Here is an 18,538-nt window from a genome sequence, read left to right on the forward strand (position 1 = left end):
ATCAGTGGCGGTGCGAGATGCCCTTCCACGACCGAGTCACAATGCCCATCGTGATGAAGATCGCCAGGGTGATGAGTCCGTACCAGATCGGATCCATCGGCAGCTCGACGTGGGCTGCGTGCTCCCCGCCTTCGGCTGCGGCCATAATGGCTGCGTTCACGTCATTACTCCTTACTCAGTGATCCGACGCGTGAGAGGCGCGTCGGCGTCATTACCTTCCCAGTTTCTCATGAACGACCCGGGAATCCGGCATCGACATGACTTCTCCCGCCTTCGATGTCTCCCCTGGTCGGGCGTTCTGTGCCCTGTCCGCGGAGAATCGATGCCGGAGCGGATTCAGGAACGGACCTGCCCGTTGCCCATCATCACCCACTTCGTGGTCGTCAGCTGCTCGAGACCCATGGGGCCGCGAGCGTGCAGCTTCTGTGTGGAGATGCCCACCTCTGCGCCGAAGCCCAGCTCTCCTCCGTCGGTGAACCGCGTGGAGACGTTGACGCCCACCGCTGCGGCGTCGATGGCCGCGACGAAGGTGTCGGCGTTGTCGAGGTCCTTCGTCACGATCACCTCCGTATGACCGGAGCTGTAGGCGCGGATATGGTCGATGGCCTCTTCGATTCCCGAGACGAGTTTGATCGCGATCTCCAGTCCCAGGTATTCCTTGGCCCAATCGCGTCGTGAGACCCGACGGATCTTCATCCCCGCCGGTGCCAGCGCTGAGACGTCGGAGTCCGCATGGACGATGACGCCGGCTCCGTCGAGGCGTTCGAGGATCTTCGGCAGCACGCGTTTGGCGGCCTTCTCGTGGACGAGCAGGGTCTCCAGCGAGTTGCACACGCTGGGTCGATGCGTCTTCGAGTTGAGGACGAGGTCGACGGAGGTCTTCACCGTCGCGGTGGAATCGATGAACATGTGCACATTGCCCACACCGGTTTCGATGACGGGCACGATCGACTCCTGCACCACCATGTTGATCAGTTCGGCGCCGCCTCGGGGAATGAGCAGATCGACGTAGTCGCGGGCGTGCATGAGCACGTTCGCCCCTTCGCGTCCGTACTGGTCGATGCCGTTGATCGAGTCGGCCGGCAGGCCCGCCGATTCGACTGCGCGTCGGAGGATCGAGATGATCTCCGTGTTCGAGTTCTGGGCGACCGAACCTCCGCGCAGGACCGAGGCGTTGCCGGATTTGAGGGCGAGGACGGCGATGTCGACGGTGACGTTCGGGCGGGCTTCGTAGATCGCGCCGATCACACCCATGGGCACGCGGTTCTGAGTGAGTCGGATGCCGTTGGGCAGGGTGCGGCCGACGACGACGTCACCGACCGGGTCCGACAGATCGATGACGTCGTCCACGGAATCGGCGATCGCTGCGATGCGATCGGCGTCGAGGCGCAGACGGTCGAGCAGCGCTTCGCTCATGCCGTTCTCGGTGCCGGCGGCGATGTCGGCGTCGTTGGCTTTGACGATAAGGTCGGTGTTCGCGCGCAGCGCGTCGGCAATGGCGCCCAGCGCTGCGTCCTTCCCTGCGGTCGAGGTCGTCGCCAGCAGACTCGAAGCGGTCTTGGCGCTGCGCACTATGCGGGTGACTCCGCGCACGGTCTTCGGGTGGATCTCGGCAGCTGCTGTCATGGGCTATCTCCCCCCGCTCACGTGTGTGAGAACGAGATCGTTTCGATGGATGACCTCTTTACGGTAGTCATTTCCCAGACGGGTGCCAAGTTCCTCGGTCGTGGACCGGAACATCAGCGGCAGCTCGTCCGAGGAGAAGTTCGTCATTCCGCGGGCTATGACGACGCCGGCGAGGTTGCGGATCTCGACCGGGTCACCTGCTTCGAAGTCGCCGCTGCACGCGGTGACGCCGACGGCGAGCAGGGAGGTCCCGCGGGAGAGCACGGCAGTCTCGGCCCCGTGGTCGATGGTGACCGATCCGAATGTCCGGGCCAGATGGCGCAGCCACAGGAGGCGGGTCCCCCGCCGTCTGTGAGTGACCGCGAAGTACGTGCCCACGGTCTCCCCGGCCAGCGCCGAGGCGGCCCTCGATGCCGAGGTCAGGACGGCCGGGATGCCCGAATCGGCGACCATGATTGCGGCGTCGACCTTCGTGGCCATTCCACCGGTGCCGGTTCCGGCCGTGCCGACACCGCCGATGGCGAGGTCATCGAGTTCACCGGGTCCGTGGACGCGGTCGATCAGCCGAGAGCCCGGCTGATCAGGAGGACCCGAGTAGAGCGCGTCGACGTCGGACAGCAGCACGAGGGCATCGGCGTGGGCCAAGTGTGCGACGAGAGCCGCCAGGCGGTCGTTGTCTCCGAAGCGGATCTCCTCGGTGGCTACGGCGTCGTTCTCATTGACGATGGGCAGCGTGCCCAGGGCCAGGAGCTTGTCGAGGGCACGCTGGGCGTTCTTGTACTGGGTGCGGCGGATGAGGTCATCGGCGCTCAGCAGCACCTGTCCGGGGACGAGGTCGTAGCGTCCCAGCGCTCGCGTATAGGCGGCCATGAGCAGGCCCTGCCCCACACCGGCGGCGGCCTGCTGGCTGGCCAGGTCCCGTGGCCGCTTCTTCAGACCCATGGGTTCGAGTCCTGCCGCGATCGCGCCGGAGGACACGAGGATCACTTCGTGTCCGGCCGATCGGTGAGCACCGATGACGTCGGTCAGGGCGATGAGTTTGGCCTCGTCGAGTCCGCCGTCGATGGTCGTCAGCGAGGAGGAGCCGACCTTGACGACGATGCGACGGGCCCGGGCGATGTCGTCACGGATGGACGTGGCGGAGGAGTCCGCCTGCACTGCGGCGCTCACTCCTCGCCGGCTCCCTCAGCAGACTCCGTCGCCGGTGCCGGGTGACCGCTCTCACGCCGGGCGCGTTCGGCCAGGCGCTCCTGTTCGAACTCGGCCCGCGTTGCGGCCTTCGCATCCATCTTGTCGTGATAGGCGGCCTTGCGTTCCCTGCGTGTGGCTCGCGATTCCTCTTCGAGCCGGGCGTCGGATCCGCGCGAACCCAGCAGTTCGGCACCGCCCACGGATGTGGGATCCCAGTCGAAGACGACGCCGTCGTCTCCGCCGACGACGATCGTGTCACCGGGTTTGGCCCCGGCTTTGAACAGGGCCTCTTCGACGCCGAGGTGTTCGAGACGGTCGGCGAGGTACCCGACGGCTTCGTCATTGCCGAAGTCCGTCTGCTGCACCCAGCGGCGAGGCTTGTCGCCGAGGACGCGGAACACCGGTCCGTCGGACGATCGTTCGGAAAGCACCTCGAAACCACGGTCGTCGACGGCCTTCGGGCGGATGACCACGCGCTGCGGTGTGGCTTCGTTTTCGGCCCGACGTGCACGTTCAGCGAGCACGAGTTCGGCCATCGCGAACGAGAGCTCCCGCAGACCCGCATGGCTGACAGCAGAGATCTCGAAGACTCGGTAGCCGGCAGCTTCGAGGTCGGGGCGGACGATATCGGCGAGGTCGCGGCCGTCGGGGATGTCGACCTTGTTCAGCGCCACGAGCTTCGGACGTTCGGACAGCGGGAGGAGACCGCTGCCGTCGTCGAGGTCGACGGCGTAGGCGGCGAGTTCGGATTCGATGATCGTCAGGTCGGAGACCGGATCGCGCCCCGGCTCCCAGGTGGCCATGTCGATGACGTGGACGAGGCCCGCACAGCGTTCGACGTGGCGGAGGAATTCGAGGCCGAGCCCCCTGCCTTCGGATGCACCGGGGATGAGTCCGGGGACATCGGCGACCGTGTAGCGGGTGTCTCCGGCCTGGACGACGCCGAGGTTGGGCACGAGCGTTGTGAATGGGTACTCGGCGATCTTGGGCTTCGCGGCCGAGAGCGCCGCGATCAGGCTCGACTTGCCCGCCGAAGGGTAGCCGACGAGGGCGATATCGGCGATGGTCTTGAGTTCGAGGACGAGGCTGACCGTCTCTCCCGGCTCACCGAGGAGCGCGAACCCGGGGGCCTTGCGCTTCGTCGATGCCAGGGCGGCGTTGCCGAGCCCGCCGCGGCCCCCGGCAGCGGCAGTGAATTCGGTGCCGTCCTCGACGAGGTCGGCGATGACGTCACCGTTGGTGTTCTTGACCACTGTGCCTTCGGGGACGTCGACGACGAGGTTCTTTCCGTCGGCTCCGTGCCGCAGGTCGCCCTTGCCGATCCCGCCGTCATCGGCGCGCACATGCGGACGGTGGTGCAGGGGCAGCAGGGTCGTGGTCTGGCGGTCGACGCGGAAGATGATGTTTCCGCCGTTGCCGCCGTCAGCGCCGTCGGGCCCGCCGAGCGGTTTGAACTTCTCACGCCTGATCGAGGCGCATCCGTTCCCACCTGCGCCGGCGGCGAGGTGAACAGTGACACGATCTACGAACTCGGTGGCCATAATGTCCTTATATCAGATGAAGGGTGAGTCGTTCGACTCACCCTTCATGCTCCCTTCTTCAGGGAGAGATCATATTGACGACGGATCGGATCCGGGGAGGATCAGGCTCCGACGATGTTGACGATCTTGCGACCGTTGCGGGTGCCGAATTCCACGGCGCCGGCAGTCAGAGCGAAGAGGGTATCGTCTCCGCCGCGGCCGACGTTGGCTCCGGGGTGGAACTTGGTTCCACGCTGGCGGACGATGATCTCGCCGGCTTTGACGGCCTGGCCGCCGAAGCGCTTCACGCCGAGGTACTGTGGGTTCGAGTCGCGACCGTTGCGGGTCGAGCTGACTCCCTTTTTGCTTGCCATGTGAGAAGTCTCCTCTTACTTGATGTTCGTGATCTTCAGACGGGTGAGGTCCTGGCGGTGGCCCTGACGCTTCTTGTACCCGGTCTTGTTCTTGTACTTCTGGATCACAATCTTGGGACCGCGGAGTTCACCGGCGACCTCAGCGCTGACCGAGACCTTCGCCAGAGCGTCGGGATCGGTCGTGACCGTCTCACCGTCGACAAGAAGCACGGCATCGAGTTCGACGCTGTCTCCAGCCTTCGCCTTCATTCGGTTGACTGTGATGATATCGCCGACGCTCACCTTTTCCTGGTGACCTCCGGCGCGGACGATGGCATAGACCATGGTCGAACCCTCTTTCTGTTAAAACACAAACGAACGGCGGTTGTCCCTTGGCTGTCGCAGAACGGGTCCCGCGACATCCCATTGAGAGGAATCACCAGCCGTGGTGCGTCACGCGCACCGACGCTCAATTCTAGTCGAACCCGCACAGCGCAGGCAAACCCGTTCAGGTGCCGCCTGGGCCCGAACTGCCTGCTGTGAGGCATCTCTCATTCGCGGGAGTCGGCGATGTGCTCGTGTCGACGGATCACCTCGGCGACGATGAAGGCGAGGAACTTCTCCGCGAGATCCGGGTCGAGCTGTGATTCTTCGGCCAGCACCCGCAGCCGTGCGACCTGGCGAGCCTCTCGGGACTCATCGGCGGGCGGCAGGCCGTGATCGGCCTTGAGCTCGCCCACGCGTTCGGTCAGCTTGAAACGCTCGGCCAGGAGGTGGACGAGGGAGGCGTCGATGTTGTCGATGCTGCCGCGCAGCTCCGACAGTCGCTCGAGGGCGTATGTCTTGTCGTCATTGTTCTGCTCCACACCCTCAGTCTAACGATGAGGGGACACAGCAGTGCGCCGCGTCCGAACGGGCGCGGCGCACTGTCCTCACGTTGGGCGAATCCGCTGGAGAGCTCGGGGTGCCCCCTGCTTCGGGGAGCCGGCTGGTCAGGCGGTCTGCTCGACCGGAACAGCGTCGACGGTGTCCGGATCGCCCAGAGTTCCGGCCTTGCGATCGGCGAGGTACTTCTTCATCTCCTTCTTGACCACCGGCATGAGCAGATAGAGGCCGAGGATGTTGATGAAGGCGCACATGAACAGTGCCGCATCCGCGAACTCGACGACCTTCGAGAAGGTCGCCACGCAGCCGACGACGACGAAGAGGCAGACGAGGGCGCGGAAGACGGTGACGCTGGCCTTGGCGTTGCCGAACAGGTAGCTCCATGCCTGTTCGCCGTAATACGCCCAGGTGATGAGGGTGGAGAAGGCGAAGAGGGCAACGGCAACGGCCAAGAGCACCGGGTACCAGCTGGCGACCGTGGAGAAGGCATCCGAGGTCAGCGCCACTCCCCCGATCTCGCCGGCGCCCAAGTCCTCCCGGTAGGACGCCTGGTTGGCGACGATGATCGTCAGCGCCGTCATGGTGCAGACGATGACGGTGTCGATGAAGGGCTCGAGGAGCGCGACGAATCCCTCGGAGATCGGTCGGCGGGTCTTGACCGCCGAGTGGGCGATCGGAGCGGATCCGATGCCGGCCTCGTTGGAGAAGGCCGAACGCTGGAAGCCGATGATCATGACGCCGACGACACCGCCGGCGATGCCCTGCGGGTTGAAGGCTCCGGCGAAGATCTCGCCGATGGCGGCGGGGATATTGGAGAAGTTGAGACCGAGCACAAGCAGGCAGGAGACGACGTAGAAGATGGCCATGCCCGGGACCAGCTTGTCCGTGACCCTGGCGATGGAGCGGATGCCGCCGAGGATGACCAGGGCGACGAGCGCTGCGAAGACGATCCCGAAGACGAGGGAGGCGAAGGGACCGGCCAAGAATCCGTCATCGCCGCCGGTGGCTGTGCGCACCTGGGCGAAGGTCTGGTTGGCCTGGAACATTCCGCCGCCGACCACGCCGAAGATGAGGATGGCAATGGCGAAGAGTCCGGTGAGCGCCGTTGCCACGGGCTTCGAGAAGCGGCGGAAGGCTACGGGGAGGTATTTGAAGGGACCGCCGTGAACCACACCGTTCTCGTCGATCTCGCGGTACTTCACTCCGAGGGTGCATTCGACGAACTTCGTGCACATGCCCAGAAGCCCGGCGACGATCATCCAGAAGGTGGCGCCCGGGCCGCCGAGGGCGATGGCGACACCGACACCGGCGATATTGCCGAGACCGACGGTGCCCGACAGCGCCGAGGCCAGTGCCTGGAAGTGGGTGACCTCGCCCGGATCATCCTTCGAGGAGTGCTTTCCGCGGATGATCTCGAGAGCGAGCTTGGCCCCGCGCGCCTGGATGAAGCCGAAGTAGACGGTGAATGCCAGGGCCGCGAAGATCAGCCACAGGACGACGAATGGAAAGGAGATCTCTCCGATCGTGATCGGAAAGAAGATGATGTTGCCGAGCCACGTCGCAATCGGATCGAACCAGGAGTTGATGGCATCGTCGACTGGAGAGACCGGCTCTGCTGAGATATGAAGATCGTTCATAGTGTGCAAACATACTGAGACCTACGTCACATTCAAGCGTTCCACGTTGTGGGACCGTTTCAGTTATGAAACCGTTACCGAACAAGGCATCTGCAGTGCTTTTGAGATTGGCGTCTCATTAACTGGCTTAGACTGGGAGCATGACTCAGAACCCTCAGCAGCCAGGTCAGCGGCCGAATCGATCATCGACCCCATCCCCCGCTCGCGGTCCCGTCCCCAGCGGTGATCCGAGCACTCATATCCAAGCCGGCCACAGTCAGCCCGCGGCCTATCCTGGGGCGGAGGCGGTGACGAATCCCAACGGACACTATGGCTCTCAGGGTGCTCAGTCCGGGTCGATCGGCGGTTCCGAGTCGACCGCGCCGTATGGCCCGCCGGCCGGAGCCCAGGCGAACACCGGCGCCCCGCCGCACCACGGTGAAGGCTCACCGCTGCCACCGGCACCACAGCGTCGCCGTACTGCCGGGCAGGCCGCCGGTGCAGGCCCGGGCCCTAATTCCGGGTCCGGACCCGCCGCGTCGCAGGCGCCGAACCACGGACCCCGGCGCTCTGCTGTGCAGACGCCGAACTCCGCGCCCACACGCATCGTCTCCCCCGACGGTGAGCGTGTGCGCGAGAAGCCGGCCGGAGGAGTCTCGGGCTATTTCGCAATCGTCGGTGCCATCATCCTGTTGCTCGGTGCTGTGCTCATGGGCATCATCGGCTTCGTCATGAGCTTCGCCCAAGTCGTCGTCGGCGTCGTCCTCTTCATCGTCGCCGTGCTGTGCTTCATCGCCTCGATGTTCCTGTTCAAGGGGTGCACCTCGGTGGCGCCCGGTCATGCCGTCGTCCTCCAGCTCTACGGCAAGTATGTCGGCACGGTCCGGCAGTCGGGCCTGCGGTTCGTCAATCCCTTCTTCACGAAGGACCAGATCTCGACGCGTATCCGCAATCATGAGACTTCGACGCTGAAGGTCAATGACCTCGACGGCAATCCGATCGAGATCGGCGCCGTGGTCGTCTGGCAGGTCCGGGACACCGCACAGGCGATGTTCGAGGTCGATGACTTCGAAGAGTTCGTTGCGATCCAGGCGGAGACCGCCGTTCGACACATCGCGAACTCCTATGCCTACGATTCCTCGGATCCGCGCCGCATGTCGCTGCGTGACAACGCCGACGAGATCACCTCGCGGCTCTCCGATGAAGTCGCCGCCCGAGTCATGGCTGCGGGGGTCACAGTCATCGAATCGCGCATCACCCAATTGGCTTATGCACCGGAGATCGCCCGAGCCATGCTCCAACGCCAGCAGGCCACAGCGGTCGTCGCTGCTCGTCAGCTCATCGTCGAAGGGGCTGTCGGCATGGTGGAGACGGCGATCGAGGAGATCGAGGGACGTCAGATCGTCAAGCTCGGGCAGACCGAACGCAGCGATCTCGTGTCGAACCTGATGATCGTCCTCTGCGGGGATCAGGCGGCGCAGCCGACGATCAGCACCACCCGCAGCCAGCAGTCCGCGGGCTGACCGACCGGCGCAGGATCCACCGGAGACGACAGAGCCCCGACGACGGATGACGTCGGCGGGGCTCTGTCGGTCTCAGAGAAGCGGAGGAGCTCAGTCCTCGCCGATGATGACGAACGAGGTCGGCAGCTGTTCCTGGCTGGGCTCGGCAGCCTTCTTCGCCGGTTCGCTCTTCTTCGCCGGGGTGCGCTTGACCGGCGCCGCGGCAGCGACCTTAGTCTCGCTGTCCGCACCGATCATCAGCGGCAGGTCCTTCGGCTCGTCGGCGGCAGGCTGAGCTTCGGTTGCGTCTTTCTGCTCGGCCGCAGGATTCTGCTCTGCCGCCGGCGCCTGCTCGCCGCCGGTCGTCTGCTCACCGGATGACTCGGTCTGCGAATCGCCGCTGCGGTTCGAGCGCGACCGGCGCCGTCCGCTGCGTGAGCGCGACCGGGACTTTCCGCTCTCATCGCTGCTCGTCGAATCGTCAGTGTGAGGCGGGGTGTCGGACTTCGCCTCGGTCGATTCGCTGTCGTCCTTCTTCAGAGTGGCCTTCGCGATCGCGGCGACGGCTGTCCGGGAAGCATCAGAAGACACGGCTTCCTCGGTCGATTCGGACTCGTTGTGCTTGGACTTCGAACCGGAGTCACCGCGACGCTTGCGGTCACGGCGGTTGTCGTGGTTCGACGACCGGTTGCCCCGGTGAGCCTTCGATCCGTCTTCTTCCGAGCCCGGAAGCAGCAGTCCCCGTCCGGTGAGGTCCTCCCCGGCGCTGACCAGGGATTCGGCGAGTCCGGTGCCGATGCGCTTGCGCGTCATCTGCACGAGTCCCAGGGAAGTCACCTCGGCGACCTGATGCTTCGTCCGGTCGCGGCCGAGGCACTCGACGAGGCGGCGCACCACGAGATCGCGGTTGGATTCGAGCACCATGTCGATGAAGTCGACGACGATGATTCCGCCGATGTCACGCAGGCGGATCTGGCGGATGACCTCCTCGGCGGCTTCGAGGTTGTTGCGGGTCACCGTCTCCTCGAGGTTGCCTCCGGACCCGGTGAACTTGCCGGTGTTGACGTCGACGACCGTCATCGCTTCAGTGCGGTCGATGACGAGCGAACCGCCCGAGGGGAGATTCACCGTGCGCTGCAGCGCCTTCTGGACCTGCTCTTCGATCCGATAGTGGTCGAAGATGTCCTTGTCCTCGTTGTAGCTGTGGACACGATCGAGCAGGTCCGGGGCCACGGACTCGACGTACTCGTGGATCGTGTTCCACGCACCGTCGCCGTCGATGACGAGCGAGCTGAAGTCCTCGTTGAAGACATCACGGATGATGCGCACGATCATGTCCGGCTCACTGTAGAGCAGCTGCGGCGCCAGCACCTTCGTCGACTTCGACTTCTTCTCGATCGTCTCCCACCGTTTGGCGAGACGTTCGACATCACGCGAGAGGTCGTCATCGGTGGCTCCCTCGGCGGCGGTGCGCACGATGACGCCGTTCGAATCGCCGACGAGCTGCTTGAGCAGCTTCTTCAGGCGTGCCCGCTCGTTGTCAGGCAGCTTCCGCGAGATTCCGGTCATCGAATTGCCGGGCACGTAGACGAGGAAGCGTCCCGGCAGAGAGATCTGACTGGTCAGACGGGCGCCCTTGTGTCCGATCGGATCCTTCGTCACCTGCACGAGCACGGCATCGCCGGGGCTCAGCGCGGTTTCGATGCGGCGTGCCTTGCCGTCCATGCCGAGGGCGTCCCAATTGACTTCACCGGCATAGAGCACGGCGTTGCGGCCCTTGCCGATGTCGATGAATGCCGCCTCCATGCTCGGCAGCACGTTCTGGACCTTGCCCAGGTAGACGTTGCCGATCAGCGAGGACTGCTGACGGTTCTCCTTGAGGTAGTGCTCGACCGCGATCCCGTCTTCGACGACGACGAGCTGAGTCTGGTCGCCGCTCTCACGCACAAGCATCGTGCGGTCGACGGACTCACGGCGGGCGAGGAATTCGGCCTCGGTGATGATGGGGCGGCGACGTCCGGCCTCGCGGCCCTCCTTGCGGCGCTGACGCTTGGCTTCGAGGCGAGTCGAACCCTTGAGCGAGGTGACCTCGTCGCGGTCGGTGCTGCGGGTGCGGGAACGACGACGGCGGCGCCGGCGCGAACCGTCGTCGGAGTCGTCGTCACTGTCGTCGGAATCGGAATCGTCGGAGTCCTTGTGATCCGACTTCGAGTGTGAGTCCTCGGCGTGCGAATCGGTGGTCTGCTTCGATCCTCGATTGCTCGAACGCGATCCCCGCTTCGATGGCTTCGAGTCCTGGCTGTCGGCTGAGTCCGAGGAGTCGTCCTCGGGGTCCTTCGAGTCATCGGCGGAGTCCGAGGACTCGTCATGGGAGTCGTCGCGGTTGCGCGACCGCCGCCCACGGCCGCCCCGACGTCGGCGCGGACCGTTGGAGGACTCATCCTCGTCGCTGTCGCCCTGGCTGTTCCGCTGAGTCGACGACGTGTCGTCATCGGTCTCTGGGGAATCGTCCCAGGCATCGTCGGAATCGTCGTCCTCGATCGTGACGGCCTCGGCGTGTTCGGCCTTCGGCACCTGAAAGATCAGCCCGCCGTCATAGGGCACCGCCGGGGCGGTGCGAGGTTCGGGCGCGGCAGCCCTCGGAGCGGGGGCGGCGAAGGGATTGCGCGGGTCGAAGCTCGGCGCTGGCTGCGCAGTCCCCGGGGCGTCATCCGAATCCTCTCCGTCATCGGAATCGTCATCGTCGTCCTCTCCGCGGACGAACTCTTCGAAGACCAGCCCCCGATTGGCCACGGCGTCGCGTGCGGATTTCGGCCCGCCTCGGTCAGCGGCGGGTTCGTCGTCCTCGTCCTCGCTGTCATCGGCGTCGCCGATGCGCAGCGATTCGGCCGCCTCGGCGATGTCGTCGAGGCGTGCGCGCACGCTGTCGTCGACATCTTCGGATGCGGCGTCCTTGGCACCTGCCGACTGCTGCAGATTCGCGAGGTCCGCGAGAATGCCTTCGGTCGGATCTGTCGACTCTGTACCGTCGTTCGACGTATCGTTCATCAGTTCTCCCAGTCCGAAGACGCCGTCCACACCGTACGGATCTTCGGATCCTTGCATGGTCCAAAACGGACCGAAACCTGTGGATGGCACGTCCGGCTCGCGCTCAGCGCGTAGGCCTTCCGTGCTGCCTCATCTTGTTGTCGACCTGCGAGGTCATACCCTCGACTCGGTGGAGGCACTTCTCCTGCTCGGTGTGAGAGCAGGTATCCGTCAGACCATTATGTCATAGAAGTGCCTCTGCGCTGAGGTTTCGTGAGGCGCGGGGTTTGCCGCGCAGGACGCGGCCAGGCATTCTTGAGGGGTGAACACCACACTGACTCACTCCGATGACCTCGACACCGCTGATGCGACCTCGTCGTGGGTGCTCAGATCCGCTCCGTTCGGGATCTTCCTCATCATCGCCTCCGTCATCGGCTTCCTCGCTTCGTTCTCCCTGTCGGCGGAGAAGTACGAGAAGCTGGAGAACCCGGATGTCGTGCTCTCCTGTGATCTCAATCCGTTCTTCTCCTGCGGTTCGGTCATGGAGCATGCAGAAGCGGAGCTGCTGGGCTTTCCCAATCAGCTCCTGGGCGTTGCGGCGTTCGTCATCCCTCTGCTTCTCGGTGTGCTCATCCTGTCCGGGACCCGTCTGCCCCGGTGGGTGATGGTGGGGCTGAACATCGGGCTGGGCTGCGGTGTGGCGCTGGTGATGTTCCTGTTCTACGTCTCGATCTACAGGATCGGAGTCGGCTGCCCGTGGTGCATCGTCGTGTGGACGGTGACGATTCCGATGTTCATGAGCGTCACCGCGCGCAATGTGCTCACCGCTTCCTTCAGCCGGCGTGCCGCTGACAATGCCGTGCTGAGGGTCCTGGCCAAAGAGAACATCGCCCTGTCCGTACTGTGGATGCTCATCATCTTCGCCTGCATCGTCGTTCAGTTCTGGGCATTCTTCTCCAACCTGCTCTGACCATCCGGATGCAGTGAGGGCGCCCCACCGTGTGGCAGGGCGCCCTCACTGATTCGACCGGCGCGGCTCGGTCATCGGCTCGGCTCGGCCTTCTGTCGGATCTCAGCCTCCGGCCGGGTACCAGATTCCGATCTCGCGTTCGGCCGATTCGGTGGAATCGGAGCCGTGGACGAGGTTCTTCTGCACCTTCTCACCCCAGTCGCGGCCGAGGTCACCGCGGATCGTGCCCGGGGCAGCGGCCGTCGGGTCGGTGGCGCCGGCCAGCGACCGGAAGCCGGGGATGACGCCCTGTCCGGACGCGATGATCGAGACGATCGGTCCTTCGGACATGAAGTCGACGAGCGGCTGGTAGAAGGGCTTGCCTTCGTGTTCGGCATAGTGCGCTGCCAGTTCGGCTGCGGTGGCCGAACGCAGATCCAAGGCGTCGATCACATAGCCCTTGGCTTCGATACGGGCCACGATCTGTCCGACGAGTCCGCGAGCGACTCCGTCGGGCTTGATGAGAATGAGCGTACGTTCCATTCCGGTCCTTCCGATTGCGTGTGGACGTCGGTCCACAGTCTACCCGGGCGCCGAGGCGGGAACGCCTCGGCGCCGTCGGGGTTCAGCCTCGTGCGGCGACCTCGCGGTCGATGCGGGCCGACCAGTAGACGGCCGTCGCCCACAGGGCGATGAAGAGCGCTGCGACGAAGAACATCGAGGTCAGCACGAAGCCGGAGGCCAGAAGCAGCACCTGGACGACCCAGCCGAGGATCACACCGGGGCGCTTCTCGCCGATCCGACGCGGCAGCAGGGCGACCGCGACGATCGCGAGTACAGCGACGATCGAAGCCCCGATGAGCAGCTGAGCCAAGGTCAGGGTCTGCGCCGACTTCACCGACAGGCCGAAGGTCGTGAGCACGGCGAAGTAGACGACGACGAGTTCGCAGATGAGGATCGACCCGCACAGCACCGGGTACTTCGATTTCATCGCTCCTCCCCTCTTCCGAGCAGCAGGCGGGCTTCGGACACGGTGTAGATGGAGCCGGTGATCACGATCCCCGGACTCTTCGCATCGACGCTGTTGGCCAGGTCGATGGCCTTCATCAGTGCGGCATTGAGGTCGGAGGCGACGAGGACGGAATCCTCGTCGACCCACTCCCGGGCCACCTCGGCGAGGTCGTCGACCGGCAGCGCACGGGAGTTGAGATTCTCGCTGACGACGAACACATCGGCGCTGCGGTGGAGCTCCTCGATGACACCGTCGCTGTCTTTGTCGGCAAGCATCGCCAGCACCATGACGATGTAGTCGAAGTCGAACGCCTCGGCGAGGGTATCGGCGAGCACATGCGCGGCGTCCGGGTTGTGAGCGCCGTCGACGACCACGCTGGGTCCCGTGCGCACGAGTTCGGCACGGCCGGGCGAGGTCACACGGGCCAGCCCTTCGGCCACCGTCTCCTGGTCGAGCGGTCTGTCTTCGGCCCCGAGGAAGGCTTCGGCCGCGACGATCGCGACCGCGGCATTGTGCGCCTGGTGGATTCCGTGCAGAGGCAGGAACAGGTCGGAGTAGACGTCCCGCCGGCCCTGGACGGTGATGAGCTGACCGTCGACGGCACGTTCCCGGTCGAGGAGGCGGAAGTCGCGTTCCTCGGCGGCCAGCGGAACCTCACGGCGGGCCGCTTCCTCGTCGAGGACGGCCTGGGCGGCCTCGTCCTGAACGGCGGACACGGCGACAGGTTCCGGGGCCGGACTCGTGTCGACGCTGCGGTCGAGGATACCGGCCTTGGTCGCAGCGATCTCCTCGATGGTGTCGCCGAGGAACGCCTGATGATCGAGACCGATCTTCGTGAAGACGCACACCTGTGCGTCGGCGACGTTCGTCGAATCCCATGCTCCACCCATGCCGACCTCGGTGACGACGACATCGACAGGGGCGTCGGCGAAGACGGCGAAGGCCAGAACGGTCAGTGCCTCGAAGTAGGTCAGCTTCGCACGGCCTTCGGCTTCGAGCTGGGCATCAACGATATCGAGGTACGGGGCGATCTCGTCATAGATCCGCACGAAGGTCTGCGCGGACACGGGAGCCCCGTCCACGGAGATCCGTTCGGTCACCGAGTGCAGGTGGGGGCTGGTGAACCGGCCGACGCGGAGTTCGTGAGCGGTGATGAGCGAATCGATCATCCGCGCCGTCGAGGTCTTCCCGTTCGTGCCCGTGATCGTGATCGTCGGGGCGGCGGTGTGGATGTCGCCGAGGACCTCGCACGCCCGCCGCGTCGCGTCGAGCCGGAGCTCGACCTGCGTCTCCCCCGCCCGGGCCAGCAGCAGGGCGTAGACCCGGGCGAGCTCGGCCCGCGTCGCCTCATCGACGACGGGTTCGGTCACAGCATCATCCGCTGTCTGCGCCTCGTCGGCGGAGTCATCGGTGCCGGTCATGCCCGCTTCACCGCCAGACGGGTGCCTGCGGGCAGCTCCTCGGGAGTGAAGACCTCGGCGTCGGCATCGGTCGAGCCGAAGGTCAGCGAGGTCGTCAGGGTCTCACCGGCGATGAGGTCGGCGTGGGGCTCGAGTGCGGCGACCGCCTCGGTGCCGGCGTCGATGGTGACGGCGATCCGGTCGGAGATGTCGAGGTCGAGCTGCTTGCGGATGCCCTGGATGGCGCGCACGGCATCTCGGGCCGTTCCTTCGGCCTCGAGCTCCGCAGTGACCCGGGTGTCGAGGGCGAGGAATCCGGAGTCGAGAGCTGCGAGCTCCATGCCTTCGGTGCCGGACTCGGCGACGGACTCGAGCGTGTACTCACCGTCGACGAGTTCGATTCCGCCGCTGACGACGGTGCCGTCGGTAACTGACCAGTCCCCGGACTTCGAGGCCTTGATGACCTGCTGGACCTGCTTGCCCAGACGAGGACCGGCGGCGCGGGCGTTGACGACGAGATTCTGCGACAGCGAGAATCCGGCGGCTTCCGCCTCGGCGACGTCGAGGACCTCGACGGAACGCACATTGAGCTCATCGGCGATGATCTCGGTGAAATCGGAGCTCAGATCCGTATCGGTGGCCACGGTCAGCCGCGACAGCGGCAGTCGCACCCGCAGCTGATTTGCCTTGCGCACCGAGGAGGCGGTGGAGCAGATGTCGCGGGTGAGGTCCATTGCTGCGACGAGATCGGCGTCGGCGGGGAAGGCATCGGAGTCCGGGTAGTCGGCCAGGTGCACCGACCGCTGCCCGGTCAGCCCGCGGTAGATCTCTTCGACCGTGAACGGCAGCAGAGGCGCCGCCACCCGGCAGAACGCTTCGAGGCAGGTGAAGAACACGTCGAATGACTCGTGGGTCTCGGAGCCGCCGTCCCAGAAGCGACGGCGCGAGCGGCGCACGTACCAGTTCGTGAGCATGTCGAGGTAGCTGCGGACGAGCTCACATGCCGCCCAGATGTCCAGGCCGTCCATCGCCTCGGCGAACTCGGTGATGAGGTCGTGGGTCTTGGCCAGCAGGTAGCGGTCGAGGACCTGGGACGAGTCATAGCGGTCCTGGGCCTGGTAGCCGGTCTTCTCTCCCGCGGGGCCGTCGGCGGCGTTGGAATATGTGGCGAAGAACTGCCACGTGTTCCACAGCGGCAGCACGACCTGGCGGACACCGTCGCGGATGCCCTGTTCGGTGACGACGAGGTTGCCGCCGCGCAGGATCGATGAGGCCATGAGGAACCAGCGCATGGCATCCGAGCCGTCGCGGTTGAAGACTTCGTTGACATCGGGGTAGTTGCGCAGAGACTTCGACATCTTCTGCCCGTCGGAGCCCAGCACGATGCCGTGGGAGATGCAGTTCGTGAATGCGGGACGGTCGAAGATCGCTGTGGCCAGCACGTGCAGCAGGTAGAACCAGCCGCGGGTCTGTCCCACGTATTCGACGATGAAGTCGGCTGGGAAGTGGTTGTCGAACCATTCGGAGTTCTCGAACGGGTAGTGCACCTGGGCATAGCTCATCGACCCGGAGTCGAACCACACGTCGAAGATCTCCGGGATGCGCTGCATCACCGATCTGCCGGTGGGGTCGTCCGGGTTCGGACGGGTCAGGTCATCGACCCAGGGGCGGTGCAGGTCGACGTCCCCGGAGTCGTTGCGCGGCAGACGACCGAAGTCGGCCTCGATCTCGGCCAGGGACCCGTACACGTCGGTGCGCGGGTGGGCCGGGTCGGATGAGATCCAGACGGGGATCGGCGACCCCCAGAAGCGGTTGCGCGAGATCGACCAGTCGCGGGCGTTCTCGAGCCATCTGCCGAACTGTCCGTGCTTGACGTTGTCGGGCACCCAGTTGATCTGCTCGTTGAGTTCGACCATGCGGTCCTTGAATTCGGTGACACGGACGAACCAGGACGACACCGCACGGTAGATCAGCGGGTTGCGGCAGCGCCAGCAGTGCGGGTAGGAGTGTTCGTAGGATTCGTGGCGGACCAGCAGCGCACTGCGCGATTCCATCGGACCGGTGTGGTTGCGCAGGTCCTTGATGATGGCCCTGTTCGCGTCGAAGACCTGCTGGCCGGCGTAGTCGGGAACGGTCGGGTCGAAGCGACCGGCATCGTCGACGGGCCGGGCCGCGATGATGCCGTAGGAGTCCGTGAGTTCCTTGTCCTCTTCGCCGAAGGCAGGCGACTGGTGGACGATTCCGGTGCCGTCTTCGACCGTGACGAAGTCCGCGGCGAGGATCGTATGCATGTTCTCGCCGAATTCCGATTGCGCGCCCTCGAAGTAGGGGAAAGGAGGCTCGTAGGCGGCACCGACGAGTTCGCTGCCGGGGAAGGAACGCAGGATCTGCGGTTCCGCACCGAGCTCACGGGCGTAGGCGCCCAGGCGCGCCTCCGCGAGGATGAGGGTCTTGCCCTGCAGCTCCTCGGCACCATCGGCGCCGGGAACCACAGCGACCAGCGGAATCTCCGGGTTGACGGCCACGGCCTGGTTCGACGGAACCGTCCAAGGGGTCGTCGTCCAGATGAGGACCCACTCATCGGTTTCCTTGAGCTTGTACCCGATGGTCACTGCCGGGTCCTGACGCATCTTGTACACGTCGTCGTCCATGCGCAGCTCATGGTTCGACAGCGGCGTCTCGTCCTTCCAGCAGTAGGGAAGGACGCGGTAGCCCTCGTAGACCAGGCCTTTGTCCCAGAGCTGCTTGAACGCCCAGATGACGCTTTCCATGTACTCGACGTTGAGCGTCTTGTAGTCGTTGTCGAAGTCGACCCACCGGCCCTGACGGGTCACATACTCTTCCCATTCCTGCGTATAGCGCAGAACCGAGGACCGGCAGGCATCGTTGAAGGCGGCCAGACCCATGCGGCCGATCTCGGACTTGTCGGTGATGCCCAGCTGACGCTCGGCTTCGAGCTCGGCGGGCAGACCGTGGGTATCCCAACCGAACCGGCGGTCGACCTTCTTGCCCCGCATCGTCTGGAAGCGGGGGACGACGTCCTTGACGTAGCCGGTGAGCAGGTGGCCGTAGTGCGGCAGCCCATTGGCGAAGGGAGGACCGTCGTAGAAGACGAACTCGTTCTCACCGTTCTCGCCTGCCTCCCGCTGGGCGATCGAGGCTTTGAAGGTGTCGTCTTCCTGCCAATAGCGCAGCACAGCGTCTTCGATGGCAGGGAAGTTCGGGGAACTGGAGAGTCCGAACGTCGAGGTCGAAACCTTGGGATAGAGAGGCTGGGTCATGAGCGTCCTTCTGGGTCACTGCGGTCACTGTCACGAGGACGACAGTCTGCCGCGGTACCACCTCGCTTATCCGCATTCCGACCGGTTCGGGTCAGTCTGCGGATCGCTCATTGACTCAGACGATGACGGGTCCACCCGTCCGGGTCTACTGAGAACTCGGCGCTTGGGACGCCTGC

15 protein-coding genes are annotated in these 18,538 nt (G+C 65.1%); 2 read left to right on the plus strand and 13 right to left on the minus strand.

Going from position 1 to position 18,538, the window contains the following annotated elements:
• Position 1: 1 nt before the first annotated feature.
• From GUY37_RS09995 to GUY37_RS10030, 8 genes are all read right to left on the minus strand, one after another.
• Positions 2–160 carry a hypothetical protein gene (locus tag GUY37_RS09995; RefSeq protein WP_166820670.1) on the minus strand — a complete coding sequence of 53 codons (159 nt, stop codon included), beginning with the start codon at positions 158–160 and terminating at the stop codon, positions 2–4.
• A gap of 176 nt (positions 161–336) precedes the next feature.
• On the minus strand, positions 337–1,626 hold the full coding sequence (locus GUY37_RS10000; RefSeq protein ID WP_166825118.1) for a glutamate-5-semialdehyde dehydrogenase: 1,290 nt from the start codon (positions 1,624–1,626) through the stop codon (positions 337–339).
• Positions 1,627–1,629: 3 nt separating this feature from the next.
• A complete protein-coding gene (proB, locus tag GUY37_RS10005) occupies positions 1,630–2,796 on the minus strand; it encodes a glutamate 5-kinase (RefSeq protein ID WP_166825120.1) in 1,167 nt (388 codons plus the stop codon).
• On the minus strand, positions 2,793–4,358 hold the full coding sequence (obgE, locus tag GUY37_RS10010; protein ID WP_166825123.1) for a GTPase ObgE: 1,566 nt from the start codon (positions 4,356–4,358) through the stop codon (positions 2,793–2,795). Before obgE ends, proB begins: the two co-directional genes overlap by 4 nt.
• Before the next feature lie 101 nt (positions 4,359–4,459).
• The gene (gene rpmA / locus GUY37_RS10015; protein ID WP_025776788.1) at positions 4,460–4,711 is read right to left on the minus strand and encodes a 50S ribosomal protein L27; all 252 of its coding nucleotides are present in this window, start codon (positions 4,709–4,711) and stop codon (positions 4,460–4,462) included.
• A gap of 15 nt (positions 4,712–4,726) precedes the next feature.
• On the minus strand, positions 4,727–5,035 hold the full coding sequence (gene rplU, locus GUY37_RS10020; RefSeq protein ID WP_025776790.1) for a 50S ribosomal protein L21: 309 nt from the start codon (positions 5,033–5,035) through the stop codon (positions 4,727–4,729).
• A gap of 206 nt (positions 5,036–5,241) precedes the next feature.
• A complete protein-coding gene (locus GUY37_RS10025; protein ID WP_152346654.1) occupies positions 5,242–5,556 on the minus strand; it encodes a chorismate mutase in 315 nt (104 codons plus the stop codon).
• 126 nt (positions 5,557–5,682) lie between these two features.
• Positions 5,683–7,212: an alanine/glycine:cation symporter family protein gene (locus tag GUY37_RS10030; RefSeq protein WP_166825125.1), complete on the minus strand. Its 1,530-nt coding sequence runs from the start codon at positions 7,210–7,212 to the stop codon at positions 5,683–5,685.
• A gap of 140 nt (positions 7,213–7,352) precedes the next feature.
• Here GUY37_RS10030 and GUY37_RS19195 point away from each other — a divergent pair, with 140 nt between their 5' ends.
• Positions 7,353–8,714 carry an SPFH domain-containing protein gene (locus tag GUY37_RS19195; RefSeq protein ID WP_228278133.1) on the plus strand — a complete coding sequence of 454 codons (1,362 nt, stop codon included), beginning with the start codon at positions 7,353–7,355 and terminating at the stop codon, positions 8,712–8,714.
• A 90-nt stretch (positions 8,715–8,804) separates the two neighbouring features.
• On the opposite strand, the gene GUY37_RS10040 is transcribed toward GUY37_RS19195, so the two are convergent.
• A complete protein-coding gene (locus GUY37_RS10040) occupies positions 8,805–11,741 on the minus strand; it encodes an Rne/Rng family ribonuclease (RefSeq protein ID WP_228278134.1) in 2,937 nt (978 codons plus the stop codon).
• Between the two features lie 301 nt (positions 11,742–12,042).
• On the opposite strand from GUY37_RS10040, the gene GUY37_RS10045 reads away from it, so the two are divergent.
• Entirely contained in the window at positions 12,043–12,690 is a 648-nt protein-coding gene (locus tag GUY37_RS10045) for a vitamin K epoxide reductase family protein (RefSeq protein WP_166825130.1), read from the plus strand.
• A 102-nt stretch (positions 12,691–12,792) separates the two neighbouring features.
• Here GUY37_RS10045 and ndk read toward each other — a convergent pair whose 3' ends face one another.
• The 4 genes from ndk to ileS all read right to left on the minus strand — a co-directional run bounded on the left by ndk (position 12,793) and on the right by ileS (position 18,362).
• The gene (ndk, locus tag GUY37_RS10050; protein ID WP_166825133.1) at positions 12,793–13,212 is read right to left on the minus strand and encodes a nucleoside-diphosphate kinase; all 420 of its coding nucleotides are present in this window, start codon (positions 13,210–13,212) and stop codon (positions 12,793–12,795) included.
• A gap of 82 nt (positions 13,213–13,294) precedes the next feature.
• Positions 13,295–13,660 (minus strand): DUF4233 domain-containing protein, encoded by a 366-nt coding sequence (locus GUY37_RS10055; protein WP_166825135.1) that lies wholly within the window; start codon positions 13,658–13,660, stop codon positions 13,295–13,297.
• Positions 13,657–15,102 carry a bifunctional folylpolyglutamate synthase/dihydrofolate synthase gene (locus tag GUY37_RS10060; RefSeq protein WP_166825138.1) on the minus strand — a complete coding sequence of 482 codons (1,446 nt, stop codon included), beginning with the start codon at positions 15,100–15,102 and terminating at the stop codon, positions 13,657–13,659. Before GUY37_RS10060 ends, GUY37_RS10055 begins: the two co-directional genes overlap by 4 nt.
• Positions 15,099–18,362: an isoleucine--tRNA ligase gene (ileS, locus tag GUY37_RS10065; protein ID WP_166825141.1), complete on the minus strand. Its 3,264-nt coding sequence runs from the start codon at positions 18,360–18,362 to the stop codon at positions 15,099–15,101. Before ileS ends, GUY37_RS10060 begins: the two co-directional genes overlap by 4 nt.
• Positions 18,363–18,538: the final 176 nt, after the last annotated feature.

The organism is Brevibacterium limosum (assembly GCF_011617705.1).
Lineage (GTDB): Bacteria > Actinomycetota > Actinomycetes > Actinomycetales > Brevibacteriaceae > Brevibacterium > Brevibacterium limosum.

What these genes read in the sequence shown, in the direction of transcription:
- ileS (WP_166825141.1), bottom strand. Translation starts at nt 18,362, where the DNA reads ATGACCCAGCCTCTCTATCCCAAGGTTTCGACCTCGACGTTCGGACTC.
- obgE (WP_166825123.1), bottom strand. Translation starts at nt 4,358, where the DNA reads ATGGCCACCGAGTTCGTAGATCGTGTCACTGTTCACCTCGCCGCCGGC.
- GUY37_RS10030 (WP_166825125.1), bottom strand. Translation starts at nt 7,212, where the DNA reads ATGAACGATCTTCATATCTCAGCAGAGCCGGTCTCTCCAGTCGACGAT.
- GUY37_RS10060 (WP_166825138.1), bottom strand. Translation starts at nt 15,102, where the DNA reads ATGACCGGCACCGATGACTCCGCCGACGAGGCGCAGACAGCGGATGAT.
- GUY37_RS19195 (WP_228278133.1), top strand. Translation starts at nt 7,353, where the DNA reads ATGACTCAGAACCCTCAGCAGCCAGGTCAGCGGCCGAATCGATCATCG.
- rplU (WP_025776790.1), bottom strand. Translation starts at nt 5,035, where the DNA reads ATGGTCTATGCCATCGTCCGCGCCGGAGGTCACCAGGAAAAGGTGAGC.
- ndk (WP_166825133.1), bottom strand. Translation starts at nt 13,212, where the DNA reads ATGGAACGTACGCTCATTCTCATCAAGCCCGACGGAGTCGCTCGCGGA.
- rpmA (WP_025776788.1), bottom strand. Translation starts at nt 4,711, where the DNA reads ATGGCAAGCAAAAAGGGAGTCAGCTCGACCCGCAACGGTCGCGACTCG.
- GUY37_RS10040 (WP_228278134.1), bottom strand. Translation starts at nt 11,741, where the DNA reads ATGAACGATACGTCGAACGACGGTACAGAGTCGACAGATCCGACCGAA.
- GUY37_RS10055 (WP_166825135.1), bottom strand. Translation starts at nt 13,660, where the DNA reads ATGAAATCGAAGTACCCGGTGCTGTGCGGGTCGATCCTCATCTGCGAA.
- GUY37_RS10000 (WP_166825118.1), bottom strand. Translation starts at nt 1,626, where the DNA reads ATGACAGCAGCTGCCGAGATCCACCCGAAGACCGTGCGCGGAGTCACC.